Raw genomic sequence first — 22,811 nt, 5'->3', positions numbered from 1 at the left:
TCGACCGCGCGGCGTTCGTTCCGATCAGCCCAGCAGTCCGCCGTCGTCCTCGCTATCGTTCTCGGATTCCGTTGCGTTGTCTTCCTCGGTCGCGTTGTCTTCGGTCGCGTTGTCTTCGGTCACGTTGTCTTCGGTCGTCTCGTTATCTACGGGCTCCTCGCTCCCGATCTCGTCGAGTTCGCTCGCGTTGCCGAACGTCAGCGTATCGACGGTCGAGTTACCGATCGTGATCGAGGAGGCGGAGAGGTTGGAGATGGTTTCGCCCTCGCTCTCGTTCATCTCGTCGGTCGCGTTCTCCTCGGTCTCGTTGTCGTCCTCGAGGATGCCGAGACCGTCGTCGGACTCGTTGTCCTCGGTCTCGTTCATCTCGTCGGTCGCGTTCATCCCGCTGTCGGCCTCCTCGACGGAGGTGACGTTCATCGATTCGATCGTGATCTCCTCGACGTCGAAGTGCTCGACTGTGAGGTTCTCGAACTCCTGAGTCGCGTTGTCCTCAGTCGCGTTGTCTTCCGTCTCGTTAGTCGCGTTATCTTCGGTCTCGTTGTCGTCTTCGAGACCGATGCCATCGTCCTCGTCCTCCTGGATCGCTGCGGCCGTCTCGGACTCGTTGTCTTCCTCGTCGCCGAGAATACCGAGGCCGTCGTCGGACTCGTTGTCCTCGGTCTCGTTCATCTCCGACTCGTTCGCGGAGGCGTTCATCTCGGCGTCGTCGCCGACGTTCAGCTCGTCGATGGTCAGCTCCCCGACGTCCATCGTTTCGATGGTCAGGTTCTGGATCGTAACGTTCTCGGTGCTCTCGTTGATCAGGCTCTGACCGCTGGACTCGTTCTCGCTTTCGTTGTCCTCGGACTCGTTGTCGTCGAGACCGAGACCGTCATCTTCGGACTCGTTGTCCTCAGTCTCGTTCATCACGGAGTCATTCGTCGCGTTCTCCGACTCGTTCATCTCCTCGAACTCCTCGAGTTCGACGTCCTCGAGTTCGAGGTGCTCGAACTCGATGCCAGTGAGGTTCGCCTCGCCCGTGGCGTTATCCTCGGAGGCGTTCGATTGGTTACCGTCCAGTTCTTCCTGCAGCGCCGTCACGTTGGCGTCGAACTCCGAGACGTTCAGCTCCTCGATCGTCGCGTTCTCGACGGTGACGTTGTCGAGCTCGAGCGTCTCGACCTGCACGTTCTCGAGTGTCGCGCTCGACTCGCCCATGTCTCCGGCATCGTCGTTCGCGCCCGATGACGCACCGGCCAGGGCAGGACCCCCGGACAGTGCGACCATCAGTGCGACGAACGCGACGCCGAGCTTCTGTAGTCGTGAAACCATTGCGATAGATCCTACCACCGGTTTACGGCTAAAACGAGTCGACTGTTTCGAGATTATCTCGGAGAAAAGTAGTGTTGGAATCGTGCAACGGTCCCTAATCCCGCGTTCACCTATCTCGATCGATGACGGTCACGGATCCGGAGTCGAGCGAGGCAAATCGGATGGTAATTGTCACTTCGGTGAGTGAAATCGAACTTGTGCTTGCAGACGATGGCGGATTATACCAGACCGGACGGAATGAGACGTTTACTGGCGCGTTCGGTGCCGTCGTCCCCAGAAATTATACCATCCCGACAGCTGATCGGTCGCAAACCTTCACTGACTTACGTCCGACGGGCGAAGGGGGAGTCGATGCGCGAGTGCTTCGAACTCCGGGACACTGACGCGGGCGGACGTATCGGCGAACTCACCGTTCCGCGGGCCGACGTCACCGTCGAAACGCCGGCGTTGCTCCCGGTGATCAATCCGAATCTGGACACGATCGCCCCTCGTCGTCTCGCCGACGAGTTCGGCGCCGAGATCCTCATCACGAATTCCTACATCATCCACGGGACCGACGACGTCCGCAAACAGGCGTTAGCCGACGGCCTCCACGAGCTGCTCGATTTCCCGGGCGCGATCATGACCGATTCGGGCTCCTTCCAGCTCTCCGAGTACGGCGACATCGACGTCACGACCGAGGAGATCCTCGAGTTCCAGCACGCGATCGGTTCCGACATCGCCACGCCCGTCGACATTCCGACGCCGCCGGACGTCCCCCGTCAGCGGGCCGAGGAGGAACTCGAGACGACCCAGGAACGCCTCGAGATCGCCGAGGACGTCGACACGGGCGACATGCTCGTCAGCGCGCCCGTGCAGGGATCGACCTACCCAGACCTCCGCGAGGCGGCCGGTCGCCACGCCGACGGCACCGACCTCGACGTCTTCCCCGTCGGCGCGGTCGTCCCCCTGATGAACGACTACCGCTACGACGACATGGTCGACGCCGTCGCCGCCGCCAAGCGCGGCCTGGGCGCCGACGCGCCGGTCCACCTCTTCGGCGCCGGCCACCCCATGATGTTCGCACTCGGCGTCGCGATGGGCTGTGACCTGTTCGACTCCGCCGCCTACGCGCTCTACGCCCGCGACGACCGCTACCTCACGGTCCGCGGCACGCGGCTGCTCGAGGACCTCGAGTACCTGCCGTGTTCGTGTTCCGTCTGTACCAGCCACTCGCCCGACGACCTCCGCGCGCTGCCGGACGACGAACGCGAGGAGGAACTGGCCGCCCACAACCTCCACGTCACGTTCGCGGAGATCCGCCGGATCAAACAGGCCATTCGCGCGGGCAACCTGCTGGAACTGGTCGAGCAACGCGCCCGCTCGCACCCGACGATGCTCGACGGCTACCGGGCGCTGCTCGACCACGCCGACCAACTCGAGCGCTCAGATCCCGTCTCCAAGGGCGCGTTCTTCCACGTCTCGTCGGAGAGCGCCCGCCGGTCGGAGGTCGTCCGCCACCACCAGCGCCTCGAGCGTCTGTCCGTCCCTGACTCGCTGTTTCTCACCGAGGGGCAGCCGGCCCGGGGCGACGAGTTCGACGACTCCTGGCGAGTCGAACCGCCGTTCGGCCCCTTCCCGCGGGCGCTCTCGCGGTCCTACCCGCTCACGGCCGAGGTTCCCGAGCGGACCGACCGCGCGGCCCTGTCGGCCGCGGCGGACGGCGTCGCGCGACTCGCCGAGACGAACCCCGACGCCGACCTCGCGCTCGGACACCGCGGCTGGCCCGCCGACGTCCTCGAGCGCGTTCCCGAGTCGGTCGAGCTAATCGATTTCACTGAGGACTGATCGACGGCCTCGAGCGGACCAGCGTCGCGACTGACAGGGATCACCTCGCGTTAACGTACGGGACGTTCTCTTCTCACTCCCGTAACCGCTCGAGAAAAAAGCAATTCAGCGATCGGCTGACGCGGAGACGACGGCAGCGTCACGGTCGACCGGCGTTTCAGACGCCGGTCCGGGATTCGCCGAACCGATCGGCTCTGTCCGCCGAAACCGGCTCGGCCGTCGCGGGGGTGCCGTCGATCGTGATCTCGAGGCCGGAGCCACACTCGACGACGACCGCGTGGCCGTCGTAGGTGAACTCGAGTCGACCGCGCCGGGGACCGCCCGTTCGCGTCGGCGCGAAGAGGGCGTCCAGGGCGTCGGGATCGATCGACTCGTAGAGGGGCGGGAGTTCGGTCGGTTCGACGCCGCGCTTCGCTGCGATCGCGGTGACGACGGCGATACTGATGTCCCCGTCGAACCCGTCGTCGGTCGAACCGATGAATGAATTACTCACGTCATACTCAATCCGATCCATGCATAAAAGGCTAGCGGCTATTCTCGGCTTAACGCAGTAATATCGCTACTAATCTCGGTTTCCGAAATTTACACCGGGATTTGAGAGGAGATCGAGAACGAGTGGGGCTCGCAGTTAGCTATCGACGGCGTCGGTTCCGAAGTGATCGAACGGCTGGTGGTACTCGGCTTTGACGAGTTCCTCCGCCTCGATCTCGAGTCCGGCGCGCTGGAGGCGACTGACGGCGGCCGTGACCTCGTCGCTGTTCTCGGCGGCGAGGTCGACCCGGAGATTCCGGTGTCCGGTCATGAGTTCGCGGACGCCGACGACGCCGTCGACCTCGAGGGCCGTCTCGGCCAGGTCGCCGCGCTCGTGGATCGGCACCGTACACTGGACGACCATGTGTATCGACTTCGCCGTCCGCTCGTAGTCGATGATCGGGACGTAGCCGGTGATCACGCCCGCCTCCTCGAGTCGCTGAATCCGGTTTCGGACGGTGTTGGCCGTGACGCCAACTTCACCGGAGATATCTGCCGCCGTCGTGTGGCGGGCGTCGCCCTGTAGCCGATGGAGAATCCCCCTGTCGATCTCGTCGAGTTCGAACGCCATAGCACTAATTTCGGGGCCAGCAGCAAGCGCTTTTGGTTCGGCCTGTCGCCGCGCCGGCGCCGACGGTGCCGTGACGGCGCGGCATCGGAACAGCAAAGGTACACGCGACGCCACCCTCGCGTATGCTCGGTGCCGCGTCGCCCGTCGGTGTGTTCGGCCTCGTCGCGGGTGTGCTCGTCGTTCTCGTCGTCGGATCGTGGCTTCGCAAGCGCGTCCGGGGCGGTCGGTCGGCGGGACGACAGCAGTCCTACGAGAAACACAAAGCGGCCCAGGAGCGCGAGCCCCCGGTCGATCTCGGCGACGTCAGGGAGGCCGCCGTCCACGAGTTCACGGAACACCACACCGGCGAGCGGCGGGCCGTCTGCAAAATCGAGGGGTTTGTCGTCTTCGTCGAGGAGATTCCCGGCAATCTCTCGGTCGGCGACGTGATCGAACTCGAGATCCTCTCGTTCAACCGGGGACGGACGTCGGCGACGGCGCGATTCCGTGGAATCGCCTAGAGGGGCCGGTTTCGCGGAATCGGGTAGAGAGCCCTGATGTCGCGGGCTCACCTGACCTCTGCTACCGACTCGCACATTCGATCGAATAGAACAGCAAATAGCGACGTGGCCGGCCTACACACGGCACGCTCACGACGATTGATCAGGTAGCGCGAGCGACCGATCGCCCGGCGAGCCCTTAGTCGGCGCTGTGAAGCGGAACGGTTCCGCAGTCCGGGCAGCCGTTGTGCTTCGTCGTCTGGTAGTGGAGTTCGGATCCACAGTTCGAACACGTGTAGTATTCCGTCATTGATAGAGGCAAGGAACTCGACGTTCATATAATTTTCTCGGCTGTATTAATCATTACATTCGGACACGGAGTGTTCTCGGTTCGTTGCGATTCCGGCGTCGCGACCGACAGCCTCTTTCGCGCTCCCCCGCCCATATCGGGTATGACCGACTACTTCGAAGTCCACGAGCGCGACGGGGCCGCTCGCGTGGGCGAACTCCGCCTCGAGTCGCCCGTGACGACCCCCGCGCTCGTCGACGACGTCCTCGAGGACGCGGGCTCGCTGTGGAGCGCCGATCGGGAGCTTCCCGAGGGCAACGAATCGACACTCACTGTCCTCCCCCACCGGGCGTTCCCCGGCGGCACCGCTGAGGAAGTCCGGGAGTCCTTCGCGGTCGACCAGCCCGATGTCGACTACCCCAGCGTCGCGGTCGTCTCGAGCGAGCACGTCGACGAGCAGGGCACCGACGCCTACGCCGTCTCGGACGTCCAGTCGATTACGGGTCACGGCGCGGCGCTGGTCGAGGCCGTCGTGAACGTCCGCGAGGAGATTCCGACCGACACCGCCCTCTACTTCTCGGGCGTCGCCACGCCGCGCAACGTCGCCGTGCTGGCCTACGCCGGTGTCGACCTCTTCGACGAGACCGCCGCGGTCGTGAAGGGCACCGAGGGCCGCTATCTCACGACCGACGAGGCGTACTTCCTCGAGGACCTCGAGGAACTCCCCTGCTCGTGTTCGGCCTGCCAGCAGCCCCGCGAGGAGTTCACCCGCGAGGACTGCGCCGAGCACAACCGAAACGCCCTCGCGGCCGAACTCGGCATCGTCCGCCGACGCATCCGCGACGGCCGCCTCCGGGACTACGTCGAGGGACAGGCCCGCCACGACCAGTGGCTCACCGCCGCCGTGCGCGAACTGGATTCGGAGTGGGGCTACCTCGAGGAGCGAACGCCGATCCTCCGGGACGCGGAGATCACCGCCGCGACCGAGGACACCCTCCGACGCGTCGAGATCCAGCGGTACGCCGACCGCGTGACCACGCGCTACCAGAATCGCTTTCGGAATCCGCTGGTGCTGGTCCCCTGTTCGGCAACGAAGCCGTACAGCGAATCCCAGAGCCACGGCCAGTTCCACGACGTCATCCAGTGGCGAGCCCACCTCGTCTCGATGACCAGCCCCATCGGGGTCGTCCCGCAGGAACTCGAGACGACCTATCCGGCCCAACACTACGACACCGTCGTCACGGGGCGGTGGTCCGAAGACGAGAAGGAGTTCGTGAGCGAGGTCCTGCGGCGCTACCTCGAGCGCAACGACTACCCCGAGATCATCGCCCACGTCCCCGACGAGGGCTACCGCGACATCGTCGGACGCGTCGAGGAGGCCCTCGACCTCGATATCACGTACACCGTCCCCGAGGGCGGCCACCCCACCGACGACGAGTCCCTTTCCAATCTCGGAACGGCGCTGTCGGGCGAACTGAAGTACTCCAAGCGCGAGCGCGAGCACAACACCGTCCGCGCCATCGCGGACTACCTGCTCGGCGACGGCGCCGGCGACGACCTCTTCGACGACATCCAGACGACCAGTCGCTACCCGAAGATCCAGGTCCGCGATAGCGAGGAGACCCAGCTGGCGACGATGGTCCCTCAGTACGGCACGCTCTCCTTCACGCTCGAGGGCGCGAAGCGGTGGGTCGAGGGCGACGCGCCCACCAAGCGCGTCGAGATCGACGGCTTCGTCCCCCACGGCAGCGTGCTCGCGCCGGGCGTCGTCGACGCCGACGACGAGATCCGCGTCGGCGACGAGGTCGTCGTCGAGGGGCCGAAGGCCTTCGCCGTCGGCCGCGCGGAGATGTTCGGCCGCGAAATGTGCGAGAGCTCTCGGGGAATCGCCTGCGAGATCCGCCACGTCGAAGAGAAGTAGCGAGCGCGCTCGAGAGAGCGGCCGAAACCGCGGAACGCGAGCCGAAAATTGCAGCTTGCAACTCGAGCCGAAAATCGCTACCTGCAACTCGAGGCGGGACCTCGCGGTCAGGCCGTGAGAACCGTCTCGCAGTCACACTCGTCGGCGACGGTCTCCCGACAGGACGGACACCGACAGCCGTTCACGAAACGGTTCACCGAGCGCCCACATTCCGGACACTCCCAGAGCCGAGAGCCGTGCTGTCCCGTCACTGGTCGGTGTGAGTCCAACGGTATGCATAGCGTTTTCCCCGCGTCTCACTGCGGGAGAACGTTTCTACCTCCCAGTTCATCCCCCGCTCTCGAGGCGTCGGTCCGCTGCTCACGCGTCGCCGTCTCCTACTGGTTCCGGTCGGCCCACGGACGGAGGATCGCGTGGACGGCCTCGTTCATCGGCACGTCGACGCCGCAGTCGGCCGCGTGACGGACGACCGAGCCGTGGAGCGCGTCGAGCTCCATCGGCTTGCCGTGAGTCAGGTCGTACTGCAGCGAGGAGGACATCTCTGGATCCAGCTCCCGGGCGAACTCGAGCCACTCGTCGACGAGTCCGTCCGGGAGGTCGACGCCCTCCGCCCGAGCGACGGTGCAGACCTCCTCGAGGAGCCGCCGGTACATCTCCCACGAGGCGTCGACGTCCCGGATCTCGCCGACCAGGAGCCGAGTCGCGGCGGTCATTCCGGCCTGCGCACAGATGAACGCGAACTTCCGCCAGAGTTCGACGCGGACGTCGTCGGCCAGCACCGCGTCGACGCCCTCGCAGTCCGTCAGCGCGTCGTCGAGCGCCTCGATCCGCTCCGTTCGCCGCCCGTCGAGTTCGCCGTAGACGAACCGCGCCGGGCCGCCGGTGTGCTCGACGACGCCCGGCTCACCGATCGTCGAGAAGATGTAGGCCACGCCGCCGACGACGCGCTCGTCGCCGATTTCCTCGGCGAGCCACTGTTCATTGTCGACGCCGTTCTGAAAGGAGACGACGGCCGTCCCGTCCTCGAGCAGCGGCTCAAGGTCGCCGGCGGCGTCGCGCGTATCGTACGACTTCACGCAGAACAGCACGTAGTCACAGGGCCCGATATCGGTCGGATCGTCGGTCGCAGGGAGATCGACGGTCGTGTCGCCGGCAACGCTCTCGAGGCACAACCCGTCGGTCCGGAGGGCCTCGAGGTGGTCGCCTCGCGCAATCAGGTGAACGTCGTGGCCCGCGTCGGCGAGTCGCGCGCCGAGGTAGCCGCCGACACCGCCGGCGCCGAACACGGCGTATTTCATACGGACCGTACGGAGAGATCGGTGAAAGGGATTGCGGGCAGCGTGAGACCGGCGTTCGGACTCGAGGCCATCAACGAGGGTCGCCCGGACACTCCTTGAGCAGGTGCTCGCGGTAGATCGCCGCGGGTACGGACTCCCCGCAAACGTCGCACTCGCGACGCGCGGCGGTTCCGTCACCGTCGTCACTGCGGTCGTCGGTTCCGTCGCTCACAGCCGGTCGTTCGACCGCCGAACACCTCGACCTTTCGGCCGCCGAACTCGTCCCTCACACGGAGTGTCTCTATTTCGGATGAATATTCGACGAGAATGGCGCAAGTAACAAAGGGTAGAATGCCGGTAGTCCGCTGCATGTCCAGGGGTGGGCAGATGACGGTCGGCGTACTGGCGGAACCGTCCCTCTACGAGTGGCAAGTCCGCGCGCTCGAGCGACTCCGCCGCGAGGCCGCCGTCGACATCGAGATTCCGCTCGTCGTCCATAACGCCGCCGGCACAGCGGTCGGGGACGAGTCGTGGGACGGCGGGAAGGACCGCCTCTCGCTCGCAGACGTCGTCGAACTCGTCGAGGTCTTTCGCGAGGAGCGAGCGTGGACAGCCGTCCTCGCGGAGCGAAGCCTCGGACGGCTGTTCGGCGACGAGCGGCCGCTGTGGCACCGACGCGCGACCGAGAGCGTCGACGCGCTCGCCGACGCGGATCACGTCCGATGTCGGCCGCGGACCGAAGACGGCTGGAACGAGCTCCCGCCGGGGATCGTCTCCCGGCTCGCGGATCGCTGCGACGTCGTCGTCCGCTTCGGGTTCGGACTGCTCCGCGGCGACGTCCTGACCGCGCCGGAGCACGGCGTAGTGAGCTTCCATCCGGCGAATATCCGTCGCTATCGCGGGATGGGGCCGCCGGCGATCTTTCACGACGGGCGGGATCGAGCCGGAACGACGCTCCAGCGGCTGAACGAGTCGATCGACGGCGGCGAGCTCGTCGCCTACGAGGAGACGAGCATCGCCGACTGCCGGACGCTCTGGGACGTCTTCGATCGTCTCGCGGCGCTCCAGATCCGTCTCCTGTCCGAGGGCATCGAGAACCTGCGCGACCCGACCATCGAATCTCGGTCGATCTCCGACGCGGAACTCGGACCGTTCTATTACCGTGACCGGCGGCGGACGCTCCGGTTCTCGAGTCGCGTCCTCCTGCGGAACCTCGCCGGCCGACTCCGCCGCCGTCTCGAGTCGGCGTGATCGCCGGACGGACCGATCGACGCAGTGACGGAGACTCCGAACGAGTGACCACGCCGTTCGGTGGAGGGACTCGGAGATCGATCGACGCCGTCGAAATCCCGCCCTCGATGGGTCGAGCTCGAATAGTCGATAGTCGCAACTACTTTAACGTTTTAGGTAAGCCTAAATCGCATGGAAGGCGATTCGGTTCGGAAGCGCAGTCCGAGACGACCGTCGGCCCCGCCGGCGTACGAGCGCTCGCTCGATGCGCCCGACAGTGGGACCCAGCCGCCCGCCGATCAGTACCGCCGCCGTCGCGCATGACCGACGCACCCCAGTACCTGCTGGTGATCTATCGCGCGATCCGGGAAGCGGGCGACGAGGAACCGATCGCGCCCGGCTACGTCGCCGAGGAGCTCGACCGGTCGCCGTCGACCGCGACGGAGACCCTGCAGCGACTCGAGACGCAGGGCTATCTCGAGTACGAACCGTACGAGGGGGCGACGCTCACCGACCGCGGGCGGGAGACGGCCGCCGAGCTCTACGAGCGCTACGTCGTCCTGTCGGCGTTCTTTCGGGACGTCCTCGAGCTCCCGGAGCCGCGGCGAGAAGCGATGGAACTCGTGGGAAGCGTCAGTTCGGTCGTCACCGACCGGGTCGCCGAAACACTGCTCGATGCGGAAAAAGCGGTGGCGGACGAACGGCCGCCGTCCGTCGAGTAGTCGCGGGAGTTCGCGTCGACTGGCCCGTTAGTTCGTCGCCGACTCGAGGACCAGCGTGTCGTCCTCGAGGTAGTGCTCGATGTGGTGGGCGTGTTCCTCGATGGTCACGAGCTGCTCGCGGAGCATCTGGGCGGTCGCGTGGTCGCCTAAGTTCTCGGCGAGTTCGATGTGCTGGCGGTTGCTCTCGATGATGTCGCCCATCATCTCGAGGTCGTTCTCGAGCGACGTCCGGATGTCGTAGACGTCCTCGTCCTCGGGCTCGACGGTGGCTTTCTCGGCCAGCGTCGTCATGTTCGCGTGCGGAACGCCGCCCAGCGCCTGGAGCCGCTCGGCGAGATCGTCGGCCGCCTCCTCGACGTCCTCGTAGACCTCCTGGAGGAAGACGTGAATATCGAGGAACTCCGCGCCCTCGACGTTCCAGTGGTGCTTGTGGAGCTGGTGGTAGAGGACGTAGGAATCCGCGAGGTCGCGGTTCAGCGCCTCGATGATCTGCTCGGCCTTCTCGGGCTCGAGTCTGAGCGCGTTCTCCTCGACGGTGCCGGCCTCCTGCTGAACGGACTTCTGCGTACTCATTACACCCTAGCAGAGAACACCCACCTACATATAACTTTTCAATATACTTACAATTTTTCGCACGACCTAAAACTCCGCCCGCAGTCGGTCCGGTATCCGTCCGCCGACTACGGGGCGTGACATCTCTCGATCGTGATCGGTCCACGTGAGTGCGTCCTCGATCGCGAGCGCGTCACGAACGATCGAGCACGGAACCGTCTCAAAAATCGGGACGCGGTCGCCGACTACTGCTCGCCGAGCACCGAATCGAAGAACTTCCGCTCGGCCGTTCGGAGGTGCTGGTTGAACGTCGCCGGCGCGATGCCGAGTCGCTCGGAGATCTCCTCGCCGGTGCTCTCGCGGGGCCAGTCGAAGTAGCCCGCGAAGTAGGCCGTCTCGAGGGCCGCCCGCTGCTTCTCGGTGAGATCGTCCTCGAGGACCGACGACGAGCCCGAATCGCTTCGGTCGCCGCGCTCGCGGGTCCGCTGGGCGAGGTAGGTGACGTCGTCGCGCTGTTCCTTGATGAGTTCGATCATCTGGCGGGTGTCCCGACCTCGCGGGAGTTCGACGACGAAGCGGAACTCGCCGTCGTCGATGGTCGCCGACTGGACGCGGCCGCCGTGGGTCGCGATCGTCTCGAACAGCGAGACGGCCGCCGGCGCCACGAGTTCGAACTCGAAGGCGTCGCGCCTGACCGCGAGGAAGCGGACGTCGCCGAAGCCGTCGGTCTCGTCGACCGCCTCCTGAAACGCATCCTGATCGACTTCGTGAGCCGAGCCGTACGCGAGCAGCGTCTCGTCCCCATGGATCAGCTGCTCGAACGCGATCGTACACTCCTCCGTCGTCGACAGCTGAATCAGCGGCTGGGCCAGTTCCTCGACGCGGAACTCGAGTTCGATGACGGCGTCGCTGACCAGCGCGTCCTTGCGCTCGATCGCCGTGATCGCGTGGGCGATGACGTCGCCGATCCGGGCGAGGATGGTCGTCTCCGGCCCCTCGAACGCCCGCGGCGACTCGGAGTAGACGTTCAATACGCCGTAGACCAGATCCTCGTGGACGATCGGAATCGCCGCGGTCGACCGGTAGCCGCGCTCGATCGCCTCCTCACGCCACGGCTCGAACTCGGGGTCGGATTGCGCGTCGCTCATCACCTGCACTGATCCGGTCCGGATCGCCTTCCCCGATGGTCCCTGTCCGGTCACGTCGTCCTCGTCGACGCTGACCTCGACGGCGTCGAGGTAGCCGTCCTCGACGCCCGCGGCCGCCTTCGGAACGACGCGATCGCTGCCCGGGTTGACGCCGCCGATCCACGCGAACCGATAGGCGTCGGACTCGGCGAGCCGGTCGCAGACCTGTTGTTCCAGATCGGCCCGCGTTTCGGTCGTGATCACCGCGTGAGTGATGTCGTGGCCGATCTTGTTGAGCCGGTTCAACGCCTCGAGTTGCTCGCGCTGACGGCGGCGTTCCCGTTCTTGCCGGGCGCGCTCGATCGCGTGGTGGATCGTCCGCACCAGCAGTTCGCTGGTCACCTCGTCCTTGACGAGGAAGTCCTGTGCACCCCGCTGGATCGCTTGCACGCCGACCTGCTGGTCGCGGACGCCCGTCAGCACGACGATCGGCGTCGACTCGCTCTCGGCGTGGACCGTCTCGAGCGTCTGTAACCCCTCGCTATCGGGCAGATTCAGGTCCAGCAGGACGACGTCGACCGGGGCCCCCTCGAGCATCTCGAGGCCGTCCTCGAGGCGGTTCTCGCGGGTGATTTCCGGCGTTCGCCCCGCCGATTCGTCGGAGCTGACCCGCTGGGCGAGCTCCTCGGTGCCCCGGAGCATCTCCTGGATCAGGCGCGCGTCGCCGGGGTTGTCCTCGATCAGCAGGATATCCAGGGTATCGACCTCGGCGGTCGTTTCGTCCGTGTCGGCCCGCGTGTCCGTTCCGCTCATTGGCCCTCACCCTCCGGCGGAAGCCGGACGACGGAGAACCAGAACTTCTCGAACGCCCGAACCGTCTCGATGAAGTCGTCCGGATCGACCGGCTTCGTCAGGTAGGCGTTGGCGTGGAGTTCGTACGACCTGACGACGTCCTCCTCGGCTCGGGAACTCGTCAGGACGATCACCGGGATCGATCGTAGCTCCGAATCCCCCTTGAGCTCCTCGAGGACGTCCTCGCCGTCCTTCCGCGGGAGGTTGAGGTCCAGAAGGATGAGATCCGGTCGCGGCGCGTCCTCGTACTCGCCGCGCTGGTAGAGAAACTCCAGCGCCTCGTTGCCGTCGGAGACGACGTGGAGGTCGTTCTCGATGCGGCCCTGTTTGAACGCTTCTTCGGTCAGTCGGACGTCACCCGGATTGTCCTCGACTAACAGGATCTGTGCTGGCTCCGGTTTGAACTGTCTCGAATCACTCATAGTCGGTCGTGGTTCCAGTCGCGGTGTCGGTCTCGGACGGCGCCGGCACGGTTCCGGTTCGCTCGGATGCCTCGCTGCTGTGGAGTCGGTCGAACACCTGGAAGAGGCGATCTGCGTCCGCCGGATCGATCCCGATCCCCCGGTCGCGAACTGAAATCGTCCACTCTTGTCTATGCTTATCCGCGAGCACAGATATACGTGGGGTCTGCTGACCGGCGTACGTGATCGCGCTGTCCAGCGGGTTCCGGAGTTCCTGCCGGAGCCGGCCCGGATCGCCGTCACGGCGGGAAAACGAGTCGACGGTGATTTTGGCACCCGTCTTCTCGGTTCGTTCCTCGAGATCGGTCAACACGTCCTCGAGATCCGTCAGCGCATTTTCGAGAGCCACTGCGTACTCCATCTTGAGGACGCCTCTACCGGCGGCGTCGTCCAGCACCCGACCGTGATCGGGCGACTCGAGGGCCTGCTGACCTATCGAAGAATCGACAGCTGCCATAGTGGATTGCTATCCAAAAATCGACTAACGAGTATAAATGTAGTGCTCGAATTCATCGCCTGTGTCCAGTTTCACCGCCGTCTGACAGTCATACGGACAGAACGTTGGGGCGTCCGTTACTCGCGGCCGACCGCATCGCCGTCGACGAGTCGATAGGTCCGCCCGCGGCGCTCGCCGACGGCCTCGATCAGGTCGTAGTGGACCATCTTCGTCAGGTAGTTGCGAAGCGTCCGCTCGGTCTTGGGGTCGTCGACCCGCCGCTCGTACTCCTCGTAGAGGTCGCCCGGGTCGATCTCGCCGGCCTCGGCGATGACGTCGTACAGCACACGCTGGTGTTCGATCAGCCCCTCGACAGTCTTGCGCCGGATCGCCGTCCGCGCGTCCGGGATCGCCGCCTCGAGGACGTCGTCGGTCACCGACTCGAGTCCCTGCCGGCTCGCGCGGCGGGCGGCCGACCGGAGGATGCCGATTCCAACGCGGGCGTCGCCCGACGCGGCGTCGGCGATCGTCCGCAACTGGCCGTCGCTCACAACGCCGGGCTCGAGGGCCTTCTCCGCCCGTTCGGCGAGAATCGCGGCGAGTTCGTCGGTCCCGTAGCGGTCGAACCGGACGCGAGTCCCCGCCCGCAGCCGCGAGCGGACCCGGTCGTCGAAGCTCGCGAACAGCTCCTCCTCGCGATTGGCGATTAATACCAGCGAGACGTGTCCCAGCCGGTGGAGGTCGTAGAGCGCGGCCGTTTCCTCGAGCTGGTCGACCTCGTCCAAAATAGCGACCACGGGCCGGGCGTCCGTCTCGCGCAACCGATCGAACAGTTCGTCCTTCGGCGTCGAGCGGTGGATGTCGGCGGTCCGGCCGACCGCCTCGAGGACGCCGTAGAGCACTCGAAATCGGGTGTACTCCTGCCAGCAGTTGACGTAGGCGACGTCGATCGACGGCTCCTGCTCGCGCAACTGGGCGAGCGCGTATCTGGCGATGCAGGTCTTCCCGACGCCGGTCGGGCCGAACAGGAAGGCGGGGTCGGCCCGCCGGTCGGACAGCAGCGGCTCCAGGGACTCCGAGAGGAGGTTCACCTCGTCGTGGCGGTGAACCACCTCGCTGGGCACGAAATCCTCGCGCAGGACGCGGCCGTCGACGATCACACCGATTCGGTTACACGTCGGCCGTTGTAAACGATGCCGTCCCGATTCCGAAACTTCCGAAACGATCAGTGATTCTGTATCGCCGTATGTGGTTTATAGGTAGTGTTTTGGCTCGGGACGGGACGATAGCCACAGACTCGAGCGGAACTGATTTGGGCAGTCTATGGTGGGATATCCCTCGGCCGCTTCGGACGCGGCCGTTCGACGGCTGTGAACAACCGGCCGACGGAGTGAACGGTCCGATAGCGGCGATCATCGACCGGCCGTTCGACCGAGAAGCGGTCGCTCACCGTACTCGAAACGGCCGCACGATACTCGATACGCGAACGGTCGCCGGTTCGCGGTCACCGAAACGGCGATCGTTTCGGCACCGAACCGCACGAGCCAGCGGATCGCGACCGACGGCTCGACTCGAGAACCGCCGGCGAGCGACGGTCGATTCGCCCCTCGAACCCCGGCGCTCGAGGCGTTGGAATGGCCCTCGAGATCGAACGCCCGATATCGAGCCTCGCGCCCGTTGGTCCGAAGCGATGGGCTGCCGGTCAGCCAATTCCGTCGGAACGCCTGCAGAGTTACAGCTTCAACCGGCCGCTACGGCACCAGTCGATCGGTCGATCGGTGACCGCTCAGTATCTGGTGTCGAGGGGAGTGGCTCGGACGATCGGTCGTGTTCGCTCACGCGGTCGGCGACGCTGAATCGATGACCCGCGTTCGATACCGTCTCCGCATCGATTCGAACCGGGCAACCGGTTGAGGTCGCCCGGTGTGGTTGAGACCCGGATCGCCAACGCTATCGCGAGGGAACCGACTCGAGACCGCGCTCTCACCCCGTTCGTCGCGAATCCGCGACGAGTCACTGGGAGCGAGTCAACGGCCTCGCCACTACCGATAAATCACATAACGCGATATAGAATTCGATTCCGGCGGTAGCAAGCAGCGACTCGTGTCCGAACTGCTGCCAGCGGGTTCATCCGCTCTCGAGTGACCGACTCGAGGCGAGGCCCGAACCGGTCTCCGTCGCGAAGAGGGGGACGAACTCGCTCCGTGGCCGAACCTAACGTGCGATTAGCGGACCGCGGCGGGGTCGGCCGCGGAATGAAACGATTCACAGCTGCGAGGAACGACGGATTTCGGCCGGCGTCATGGCCGATTGCGGAACGATACGGCGTCCATAATAATACCGCCCGTTGGTGGTCGTGGGGGTATGAGCGTCCAGCCGCGGATGTCGCCCGAAGAGTTCGACGACGAACTGGAACGGACGATCTACGAGTACGTCGAACGAAACGGAGCCGTCGAGCCCGCCGAACTGGCGCGAGCGATCCGCATCGAGTCGGGGACGACCCACTCGAAACCGGCCCGATCCGGCACCTACACCGAATCGATCTGTCCGCCCGCCGAGGACCTCGAGTCCTGTGTCCAAGCACTGACGGAGCGGGGATACCTGACCGAATCCGACGGGAAGATCCGCCTCGCGCTCGGCGGAACGCCGACGGAACTGGCTCTCGAGGACGCGACCGTCACGGTGCGGCCGGCGCGTGAGGAAGACCGTGAGGGGATCGTCGAGACGATGCGCGAGGTCGCCGACGAGGGCCCCTACATCGTCGCCGAGAACGTCGCGACGCAACTCGAGCGGGATTCGGCGCTGGTGCGGGCCAACGAGGAGCGCTCGCGGGTCTGTTTCGTCGCGAGTCTCGAGTCGGAATCCGATGAGGGCGGTGGCGACGACGAATCGGACGTCGACGCGGCCACCGGAGCCGGCGCGGACACCGACTCCGACGTCGTCGGCTGGCTCCACCTCGACGCCCACGAACTGCCGTCGCTTTCTCACACCGCCGAACTCACCCTCGGCGTCGCGCCCGCGTTCCGGCGCGAGGGGATCGGCTCGAGCCTCCTCGAGTACGGCCTCGAGTGGGCCGGCGACGCCGGCTACCGGAAGTGTTACCAGAACCTGCCGGCGACCAACGAGACCGCCGTCGAGTTCCTCGAGGACAACGGCTGGCGGCGCGAGGGCGTTCACGAGGAGCAGTACCGCATCGACGACGAGTACGTCGACGAAGTGATGCTGGCGGCGTGGCCGTAGGGACGAGACCAGTGGCCGCGGGACGGCGCCACGCGACCGTACTTTCTTGCCGACCGCGTCCCATACTCGCGGTATGGACGAACTCACACTCGGTGTGCCAAGACCCGTCCTCGATCGACTGCCGGAAGACGACGAGACCGCTGCAGCGGACATGCAGGAGGCCGTCGCCGGCTGGGAACAGCGGTTGAATCGCGCGATCGAAGACGCCGACGACGACCGCGAGGCGGCCGGCCGCGTCCTCGAGGCGATCGAGCGCTTCGAGGAGCGCCGCGACACCTACGACGATCTCGTGCCGGAACTGCGTGCGTGGGGCCAGTCGCCGATCTACGCGATCGCATGGCGGACGCTGTACACCGACGTCATCGCCCAGCTCTACGATCACGACGACCTCGCCGATCACCTCGAGCGCGAGCGCAACGCTCGGCTGGTCGAGGACGGCATCCGGCTGCAGGATCTGTAGCGGGCACCGGCCGCCACCGGCGCTCGGCTCCCTCGAGACGCCAGTTCTGGAGGACTATATAGTCCTCCGGCTGTGGAATTCATGCTCGTTGACCGATTCCGTGCGTCGGATCGCCGGGAGCCACAACGATTTTGCGCTCGCTCCCGACAGGTGACCCGTGGCCTCGACCGACGACCGCGACGCCGCCGACGCGATCGATCTGACGACCCGCGTGCGCCGTCGCGTCCTTCCGACGCTTCACCGCATCAAGGAGCCCCTCGGCGGGTTCGCACAGTGTCTCCAGCACCCCGACGAGTACGTCGGGACGATCCCGTACGGTCTCGAGTCGTTCCGCGCGGACCTCGAGGCGATGGCGTTCGAACCGGAACCGATCGCCTCGCTGAAGGTCCACCGCGACGGCCGGCTGTCGGCCGGTAGCTGGGCCCGACGGCGGTCGCCGCTGGCGACGTGGCAACTCCACGTCGCGCTGTTTCAGGACGGCGCCGACGCCGTCGACGTGTTCGCCCACCGCGAGTACTCGTGGCTGCGCCACCCGTACAGACACTACACGTGCGAGGGGTGGGACACCGAGGGCGGCGTCGAGCGGGTGCGATCGCTACTCGCGGACCACGACGTGACGTTCCGGATCGATCGCCGACGATCCGGTACCACCGACTCCGTCGCGGCCGACGATTGACGACGAGTCGCGAGCGAGAAATCGCCGTTCGAGCGGAGCTGTCGCTTTCGCAACGGCTTTGACGGGCGGCGATGGAGCGTCGAGCGATGGCGAAGACGAACGTCGTCGCCGCGTTCACCGACCTCTACCGACCGACGGTCAACGGCGTCACTTACACGGTCGCGCTCTGGCGCGAGCGATGGACCCGCCGTCGGGGATCGATGGCGATCGTCTTCCCCGAGATGGACGGATACGAGCCCGGCGACGGGGAGTACGCGCTCCCGAGCGTCGGCGCGCCGCTGTACCCGCGCTATCGTCTCGGAGTGCCGGTGGCTCCCGACGGCCTCGACACACCCGACATCGTCCACGTCCACACGCCCTTCACGGTCGGGTTCGCGGGCGTTCGATTCGCGCGCGAGCGCGACGTTCCCGTCGTCGCAACCTACCACACGCTCCTCGAGGACCGCGTGAACCAGCACGTCCCCGACGGAGCAGTCGAGCCGCTCAAGCGCGTCTGCCGCGCCTACGAGCGGGCGTTCTTCGAACGCGTCGATCACGTGACCGTGCCGACGTCGTTCGCCCGATGGCATCTGCTCGAGCGCGTCGGTGCGGACATCGACGCGACGATCGTCTCGAACGGCATCGACGTCGACTTCTTCCGGCCGGTCGAGTCGACGCCCGTTCGGGAGCGCTACGGCCTCTCGGGCGAGGGGCCGCTGTTGGGCTACACGGGCCGGCACGGCCCCGAAAAGAACCTCGAGGAGGCGATCGACGCCGTCGACGGCACCGACTGGACGCTCGTCATCGCCGGCGACGGGCCCGCCCGCGACGACCTCGAGGGTCGTGCCGCGGCGACCGACGCCGACGTCCGATTTCTCGGCTTCCTCGAGCGCGAAGAACTGCCGGCGTTCTACTCGGCGCTCGACGCGTTCGTCTTCCCGAGTCCGGTCGAGACGCAGGGCCTGGTCGCGCTCGAGGCGACCGCCTGCGGGACGCCGGTCGTCGCCGCCGACGCCGGGGCGCTGGCGGACGGCGTCATCGAGGGCGAGACCGGCTACCGGTACGCGCCCGGCGACCGCGAGGCGTTTCGGTGGGCGATCCGCCGGACGCTGGCCGAACGCGAGCGGCTCTCGGACCTCTGTCGGCGTCGCCGAGACATGCTCGCGGTCGATCACTCGCTCGAGCAGTTGGCGGCGCTGTACGACGCGGTTCGCGACGACTAACGCGGAATCGCGGCGGTCGGTCCGTCGCGGACGGCGGCGTGTGAATACAGACCAAGGCTTCAAATTCGCGCGGTTGATAGGAGGAAGTATGGAGTTTGCAGTTTCGCGGGCCGGGACGACACGGATCACCCTCCACGGGGGAAGCGACACGACCGCCTGCGACGACGCGACCGACCAACTCGCTGAGAACCTCGAGCGCCTCGCGGCCGAGGGAACCATCTCCGACTGGGAGATCGACGACGCCGACGTGTACGAGCATCCGACCGCGCCCTTCGATCCGTACACGATCGCCCTCGAGTTCTCCGTGACCGTCGTCGTCGACGCCGAGGACGCCGACGCGGCGGCGGAGCGCGGCGCCGGCGCGATCGACGACGCGCTCGAGACCGCCGAGTTCGACGCCGTCAGCTACACGTCCTCGGCGGCGGCCTCGGTCGCCTGATCGATCCGCGAGCCAGATCGGCGACGGAAGCCACCCGAACTTATGCGATTCCGTGATCATCGATAAATATGGAGCTCGAATTGCGATTTTTCGCGACCTTCCGAGAGGCCGTCGGCGAGAAGGAACGGACCGAAACGTTCGACGACGACGCCACGGTCGGCGACGTGCTGGCCGCCCTCGAGGCCGAGTACGAGGGACTCGAGGGGCAGTTGATCGAAGAAGACGAGTCGGGGCGAGCGATCAGGCCGCAGTTGAGCGTGCTGAAGAACGGCCGCGACGTGACTCACATGGCGGGCCCGGAGACGCCGCTCGAAGACGGCCACCGGCTCTCGGTGTTCCCGCCGGTCGCGGGCGGGTAGCCGTATCGCGGTCCGTCGGTACTATCGCGCGCCCGTCGATACCGACGGCCGACTCCCGACGACGCCGGTCGTCGGCTGTCGTCGAACCGGTTCTCGAGAGACGATCGAGTCGCCCTCCAGTAGCGTCCGCGCCGGTCACCTATCATATCGACGGAGACTCCTTATTTCGACACTTGCAGTCTCATGCGACCCGTCTATCGAAAGCGGCACTGGAGACGTCACTCGAGCTTCTAGATAAATGTCCGATCAACTCACCCGAAGCCGCGAGCGCGCCGGGAGCGATCGCGGCTCGATCGTCGTCCCGGCCGTCTCCGTCCCGAGTTCCGACTGCTGTCTCCGCTCGCTGTCACCGACCGGCGTTCACACGATCGTCGTCTCCGAGGAACCGACGGCGAAGTCGTTCTGTTCGAGACACTGCGACGAAGCCGTGCTGGTTCCCGATCCGGCGACCGACCTCGAGGGGTACGCGACGGCCCTGTTCGCGCTCGCTCGGCGCGAGGACGTTCGGACCGTCGTTCCCACCCGCGAGCCGGACGCGTTCGTTCTCTCGAAGTACCGAGACGCCTTCGCCGAACACGTCGCGACGCCGTGGCCGACCCTCGAGACGCTCCGCCGCGTTCACGATCGGGTTCGGCTGGCCGAGGCGGCCGAGACCGCCGACGTCCCGGTTCCCGAGACGCGACCGCTCGAGGCGGTCGATACGATCGCTCGGCCATCGGTCGTCAAGTCCCGATACAATCTTCTCGTCGACGAGTACGTCGAGTCGGTTCCACCGGGGCGAGTGCGGCAGAGCAAGACCGTCGAACACCTGCGGCCGGGCGCAGCGGTGGAGCCGGTGTCGCTGCGCGAGACGTTCGGCCACGATCCGATCGTCCAGGAGTTCGTCCCGATCGACGAGGAGTACATGGTCGGTGCCCTCTACGAGCGCGGCGAGCCCGTGGCGACGGTCCAGCACAGGCAGTTCCGCGGGGCGTCCTACACCGGTGGCGGCGGCGTCTACCGCGAATCGATCCACAACGATGACCTCGAGGACGCCGCGCTGTCGCTGCTCGATGAACTCGAGTGGCACGGCCTCGCCTGTATCGAATACATGCGCCACCCCGGGACTGGCGAGTTCTACCTCACGGAGATCAACCCCCGCCTGTGGACCTCGCTCGCCGCGAACGCGCGGATGGGCGCCGACTTTCCGCGGTACTACTGGCAGATGGCGACCGGTCGCGCCGACGAGATCGACGATGGCTACGACGTCGGCGTCGGCTGTCACTATCTCAAGGGCGAACTGGCCCACGTCCTGAGCCACTTGCACGACGACTCCGACCTCATCGATCGCCCGTCGATCGCGGACACGCTTCGGGCGATCGGCCGCTCCTGTTACGAGCAGCCCAACTTCGATCTCCTGAGCCGCGACGACCCCTGGCCCTTCGTGCAGGACGTCCTCACCGAACTCGACCGGGGCGTCCTCAAGGGAGTGGGACCGGCCGACCTCGGCTACCGCGCCAGCGGCGCCGAGCAACCGGTCGACTGGCGCGAAGCGGCGCCCGTCGACGCGGTGGCGGACGCGAACGCCGACGTGCACGCGTCTTCGACGCGAGACGAACGGCCGCCGCTGCGCGAGTCGGTCGAAGATCGGCACACCCCGTGAGCGGTTCGGTGCCGAGTCGAACGGGAACGAGCCACAACCCGACGCCGGTTCCGAGAACGTTTAGTCGACGATCCGTCGAGAGTGAAACAGAACGACGCGATGGCGACGGACACCGAACCCGATGCGGCCGCTCCGACCACCGCGAGCGACGCGACCGGCGGCGACGGACCGGATTCGGACCCGGGGCGCGTCACGTTCGGCTGGGATGGGCTGCGGGCCGGCTTTCTGGCCTGTCTGCCGGTCGCCGTCGGCGTCGGCGGCTACGGGGTCGCGTTCGGCGTCCTCGCGAACCAGGCGGGGCTGAGCCTCGCGGAGGCGGCGCTGATGAGCATGACCGTCTTCGCGGGCGCCTCCCAGATCATCGCCGTCGAACTGTGGGCGGACCCGCTCCCGATCGCGGCGATCGTCGCCACGACGTTCGCGGTCAACGTGCGCTACGCTCTGATGGGCGCGGCGCTGCAGTCGTGGTTTCGCCACCTCTCGCCGGGCGAGATCTACTCGAGTCTCGTACTCATGGCCGACGAGAACTGGGCGCTGTCGATGCAGGAGCTCGCGTCGGGGAGTCGCCGCGGCGCCTTCCTGCTGGGCAGCGGGATCGCGCTCTGGCTGTGCTGGGTCGCGTCGACCGTCCTCGGCGTCCTCGCCGGCGAATCCGTGGGCGATCCGGCGCGGTACGGCGTCGACTTCATCCTCGCGGCCGTCTTCGTCGCGCTCGCCGTCGAGCTCTGGGACGGCCGGTCGACGCTGGCGCCGTGGCTCGTCGCGCTGGCCACGAGCGTCCTCGCCGCGACCGTCCTCCCGGGCCAGTGGTACATCCCCCTCGGCGGGTTCGCCGCGGCCGTCGTCGAGGTGGTGAGACACGATGGCTGACGTCCTCTCGCTGGATCCGCTGGTCGTCGTCGTCATCCTCGCGATGACCGTCGTCACCGTCGTCGCGAAGGTCGGCGGCATCTGGCTCGTCCGCCACGTCGAGGTGAGCGACCGCCTGCAGGCGGGGCTTGACGTCCTGCCGGGGGCGATCGTGATCGCCGTCCTCGGGCCGGAGCTGGCGTCCGGTGGGCCGGCCGAGTGGGGCGCGGCCGCGCTCGTGCTGGCGGTGATGTGGCGGACCGAGAGCATCATCCTCGCGCTGGTGACCGGCGTCGTCGCCGTGGTCTCGCTGCGGACCCTGTTCTGATCGTCGTGGGTCGACGCGGCGCTGCCG

At 66.4% G+C, this 22,811-nt stretch carries 24 protein-coding genes; 14 read left to right on the top strand and 10 right to left on the bottom strand.

Annotated features, from left to right (window positions below; genetic code table 11):
- Nucleotides 1-24 precede the first annotated feature (24 nt).
- A complete protein-coding gene (locus HTUR_RS03585; protein WP_012941937.1) occupies nucleotides 25-1,314 on the bottom strand; it encodes a hypothetical protein in 1,290 nt (429 codons plus the stop codon).
- 351 nt (nucleotides 1,315-1,665) lie between these two features.
- Between HTUR_RS03585 and tgtA the strand changes: the two genes are divergently transcribed.
- Entirely contained in the window at nucleotides 1,666-3,141 is a 1,476-nt protein-coding gene (gene tgtA, locus HTUR_RS03580; protein WP_012941936.1) for a tRNA guanosine(15) transglycosylase TgtA, read from the top strand.
- A 157-nt stretch (nucleotides 3,142-3,298) separates the two neighbouring features.
- On the opposite strand, the gene HTUR_RS03575 is transcribed toward tgtA, so the two are convergent.
- Together HTUR_RS03575 and HTUR_RS03570 are read right to left on the bottom strand one after the other, a co-directional pair.
- A complete protein-coding gene (locus tag HTUR_RS03575; protein ID WP_049941826.1) occupies nucleotides 3,299-3,634 on the bottom strand; it encodes a HalOD1 output domain-containing protein in 336 nt (111 codons plus the stop codon).
- A gap of 135 nt (nucleotides 3,635-3,769) precedes the next feature.
- Nucleotides 3,770-4,243: an Lrp/AsnC family transcriptional regulator gene (locus HTUR_RS03570; protein ID WP_012941934.1), complete on the bottom strand. Its 474-nt coding sequence runs from the start codon at nucleotides 4,241-4,243 to the stop codon at nucleotides 3,770-3,772.
- Between the two features lie 122 nt (nucleotides 4,244-4,365).
- On the opposite strand from HTUR_RS03570, the gene HTUR_RS03565 reads away from it, so the two are divergent.
- Nucleotides 4,366-4,743, top strand: coding sequence for a TRAM domain-containing protein (locus HTUR_RS03565; RefSeq protein ID WP_012941933.1), 378 nt, complete (start codon nucleotides 4,366-4,368; stop codon nucleotides 4,741-4,743).
- A gap of 431 nt (nucleotides 4,744-5,174) precedes the next feature.
- Nucleotides 5,175-6,932 (top strand): archaeosine synthase subunit alpha, encoded by a 1,758-nt coding sequence (arcS, locus tag HTUR_RS03560; RefSeq protein ID WP_012941931.1) that lies wholly within the window; start codon nucleotides 5,175-5,177, stop codon nucleotides 6,930-6,932.
- Nucleotides 6,933-7,309: 377 nt separating this feature from the next.
- Here arcS and HTUR_RS03555 read toward each other — a convergent pair whose 3' ends face one another.
- Nucleotides 7,310-8,230, bottom strand: coding sequence for a 2-dehydropantoate 2-reductase (locus HTUR_RS03555; RefSeq protein WP_012941930.1), 921 nt, complete (start codon nucleotides 8,228-8,230; stop codon nucleotides 7,310-7,312).
- A gap of 70 nt (nucleotides 8,231-8,300) precedes the next feature.
- The gene (locus HTUR_RS27215) at nucleotides 8,301-8,441 is read right to left on the bottom strand and encodes a hypothetical protein (RefSeq protein ID WP_187291468.1); all 141 of its coding nucleotides are present in this window, start codon (nucleotides 8,439-8,441) and stop codon (nucleotides 8,301-8,303) included.
- A gap of 155 nt (nucleotides 8,442-8,596) precedes the next feature.
- Here HTUR_RS27215 and HTUR_RS03550 point away from each other — a divergent pair, with 155 nt between their 5' ends.
- On the top strand, nucleotides 8,597-9,460 hold the full coding sequence (locus HTUR_RS03550) for a formyltransferase family protein (RefSeq protein ID WP_012941929.1): 864 nt from the start codon (nucleotides 8,597-8,599) through the stop codon (nucleotides 9,458-9,460).
- A 299-nt stretch (nucleotides 9,461-9,759) separates the two neighbouring features.
- Nucleotides 9,760-10,161 carry a metal-dependent transcriptional regulator gene (locus HTUR_RS03545; RefSeq protein WP_012941928.1) on the top strand — a complete coding sequence of 134 codons (402 nt, stop codon included), beginning with the start codon at nucleotides 9,760-9,762 and terminating at the stop codon, nucleotides 10,159-10,161.
- Between the two features lie 27 nt (nucleotides 10,162-10,188).
- Here the strand turns inward: HTUR_RS03545 and dpsA are convergent, their stop codons facing one another.
- From dpsA to HTUR_RS03520, 5 genes are all read right to left on the bottom strand, one after another.
- A complete protein-coding gene (dpsA, locus tag HTUR_RS03540; RefSeq protein ID WP_012941927.1) occupies nucleotides 10,189-10,734 on the bottom strand; it encodes a DNA starvation/stationary phase protection protein DpsA in 546 nt (181 codons plus the stop codon).
- Between the two features lie 224 nt (nucleotides 10,735-10,958).
- On the bottom strand, nucleotides 10,959-12,653 hold the full coding sequence (locus HTUR_RS03535; protein ID WP_012941926.1) for a bacterio-opsin activator domain-containing protein: 1,695 nt from the start codon (nucleotides 12,651-12,653) through the stop codon (nucleotides 10,959-10,961).
- A complete protein-coding gene (locus HTUR_RS03530) occupies nucleotides 12,650-13,114 on the bottom strand; it encodes a response regulator (protein ID WP_008896088.1) in 465 nt (154 codons plus the stop codon). The genes HTUR_RS03535 and HTUR_RS03530 overlap by 4 nt, the downstream gene beginning before the upstream one ends.
- Nucleotides 13,107-13,610 (bottom strand): ATP-binding protein, encoded by a 504-nt coding sequence (locus HTUR_RS03525; RefSeq protein WP_012941925.1) that lies wholly within the window; start codon nucleotides 13,608-13,610, stop codon nucleotides 13,107-13,109. The genes HTUR_RS03530 and HTUR_RS03525 overlap by 8 nt, the downstream gene beginning before the upstream one ends.
- 116 nt (nucleotides 13,611-13,726) lie before the next feature.
- Nucleotides 13,727-14,749, bottom strand: a complete 1,023-nt coding sequence (locus HTUR_RS03520) for a Cdc6/Cdc18 family protein (RefSeq protein WP_012941924.1) — start codon at nucleotides 14,747-14,749, stop codon at nucleotides 13,727-13,729.
- A 1,204-nt stretch (nucleotides 14,750-15,953) separates the two neighbouring features.
- Here HTUR_RS03520 and HTUR_RS03515 point away from each other — a divergent pair.
- From HTUR_RS03515 to HTUR_RS03475, 9 genes are all read left to right on the top strand, one after another.
- A complete protein-coding gene (locus HTUR_RS03515) occupies nucleotides 15,954-16,829 on the top strand; it encodes a GNAT family N-acetyltransferase (protein WP_012941922.1) in 876 nt (291 codons plus the stop codon).
- A 73-nt stretch (nucleotides 16,830-16,902) separates the two neighbouring features.
- Nucleotides 16,903-17,289, top strand: a complete 387-nt coding sequence (locus HTUR_RS03510; RefSeq protein ID WP_012941921.1) for a hypothetical protein — start codon at nucleotides 16,903-16,905, stop codon at nucleotides 17,287-17,289.
- A gap of 157 nt (nucleotides 17,290-17,446) precedes the next feature.
- Nucleotides 17,447-17,965, top strand: coding sequence for a hypothetical protein (locus HTUR_RS03505; RefSeq protein ID WP_012941920.1), 519 nt, complete (start codon nucleotides 17,447-17,449; stop codon nucleotides 17,963-17,965).
- Between the two features lie 86 nt (nucleotides 17,966-18,051).
- Nucleotides 18,052-19,167, top strand: a complete 1,116-nt coding sequence (locus HTUR_RS03500) for a glycosyltransferase (protein WP_012941919.1) — start codon at nucleotides 18,052-18,054, stop codon at nucleotides 19,165-19,167.
- 88 nt (nucleotides 19,168-19,255) lie between these two features.
- Entirely contained in the window at nucleotides 19,256-19,606 is a 351-nt protein-coding gene (locus HTUR_RS03495) for a hypothetical protein (protein WP_012941918.1), read from the top strand.
- Nucleotides 19,607-19,674: 68 nt separating this feature from the next.
- Nucleotides 19,675-19,965 carry a ubiquitin-like small modifier protein 1 gene (locus HTUR_RS03490; protein WP_012941917.1) on the top strand — a complete coding sequence of 97 codons (291 nt, stop codon included), beginning with the start codon at nucleotides 19,675-19,677 and terminating at the stop codon, nucleotides 19,963-19,965.
- 238 nt (nucleotides 19,966-20,203) lie between these two features.
- The gene (locus HTUR_RS03485) at nucleotides 20,204-21,607 is read left to right on the top strand and encodes an ATP-grasp domain-containing protein (protein ID WP_012941916.1); all 1,404 of its coding nucleotides are present in this window, start codon (nucleotides 20,204-20,206) and stop codon (nucleotides 21,605-21,607) included.
- A 99-nt stretch (nucleotides 21,608-21,706) separates the two neighbouring features.
- Nucleotides 21,707-22,477: an AzlC family ABC transporter permease gene (locus tag HTUR_RS03480; RefSeq protein ID WP_012941915.1), complete on the top strand. Its 771-nt coding sequence runs from the start codon at nucleotides 21,707-21,709 to the stop codon at nucleotides 22,475-22,477.
- A complete protein-coding gene (locus HTUR_RS03475; protein WP_012941914.1) occupies nucleotides 22,470-22,784 on the top strand; it encodes an AzlD family protein in 315 nt (104 codons plus the stop codon). Before HTUR_RS03480 ends, HTUR_RS03475 begins: the two co-directional genes overlap by 8 nt.
- Nucleotides 22,785-22,811: the final 27 nt, after the last annotated feature.

Origin of the sequence: Haloterrigena turkmenica DSM 5511, assembly GCF_000025325.1 — an archaeon.
In the GTDB taxonomy this organism is placed as follows: Archaea; Halobacteriota; Halobacteria; order Halobacteriales; family Natrialbaceae; genus Haloterrigena; species Haloterrigena turkmenica.
Note: the sequence above shows the minus strand (reverse complement) of the source record. Positions and strands in the feature narration are given on the sequence as shown.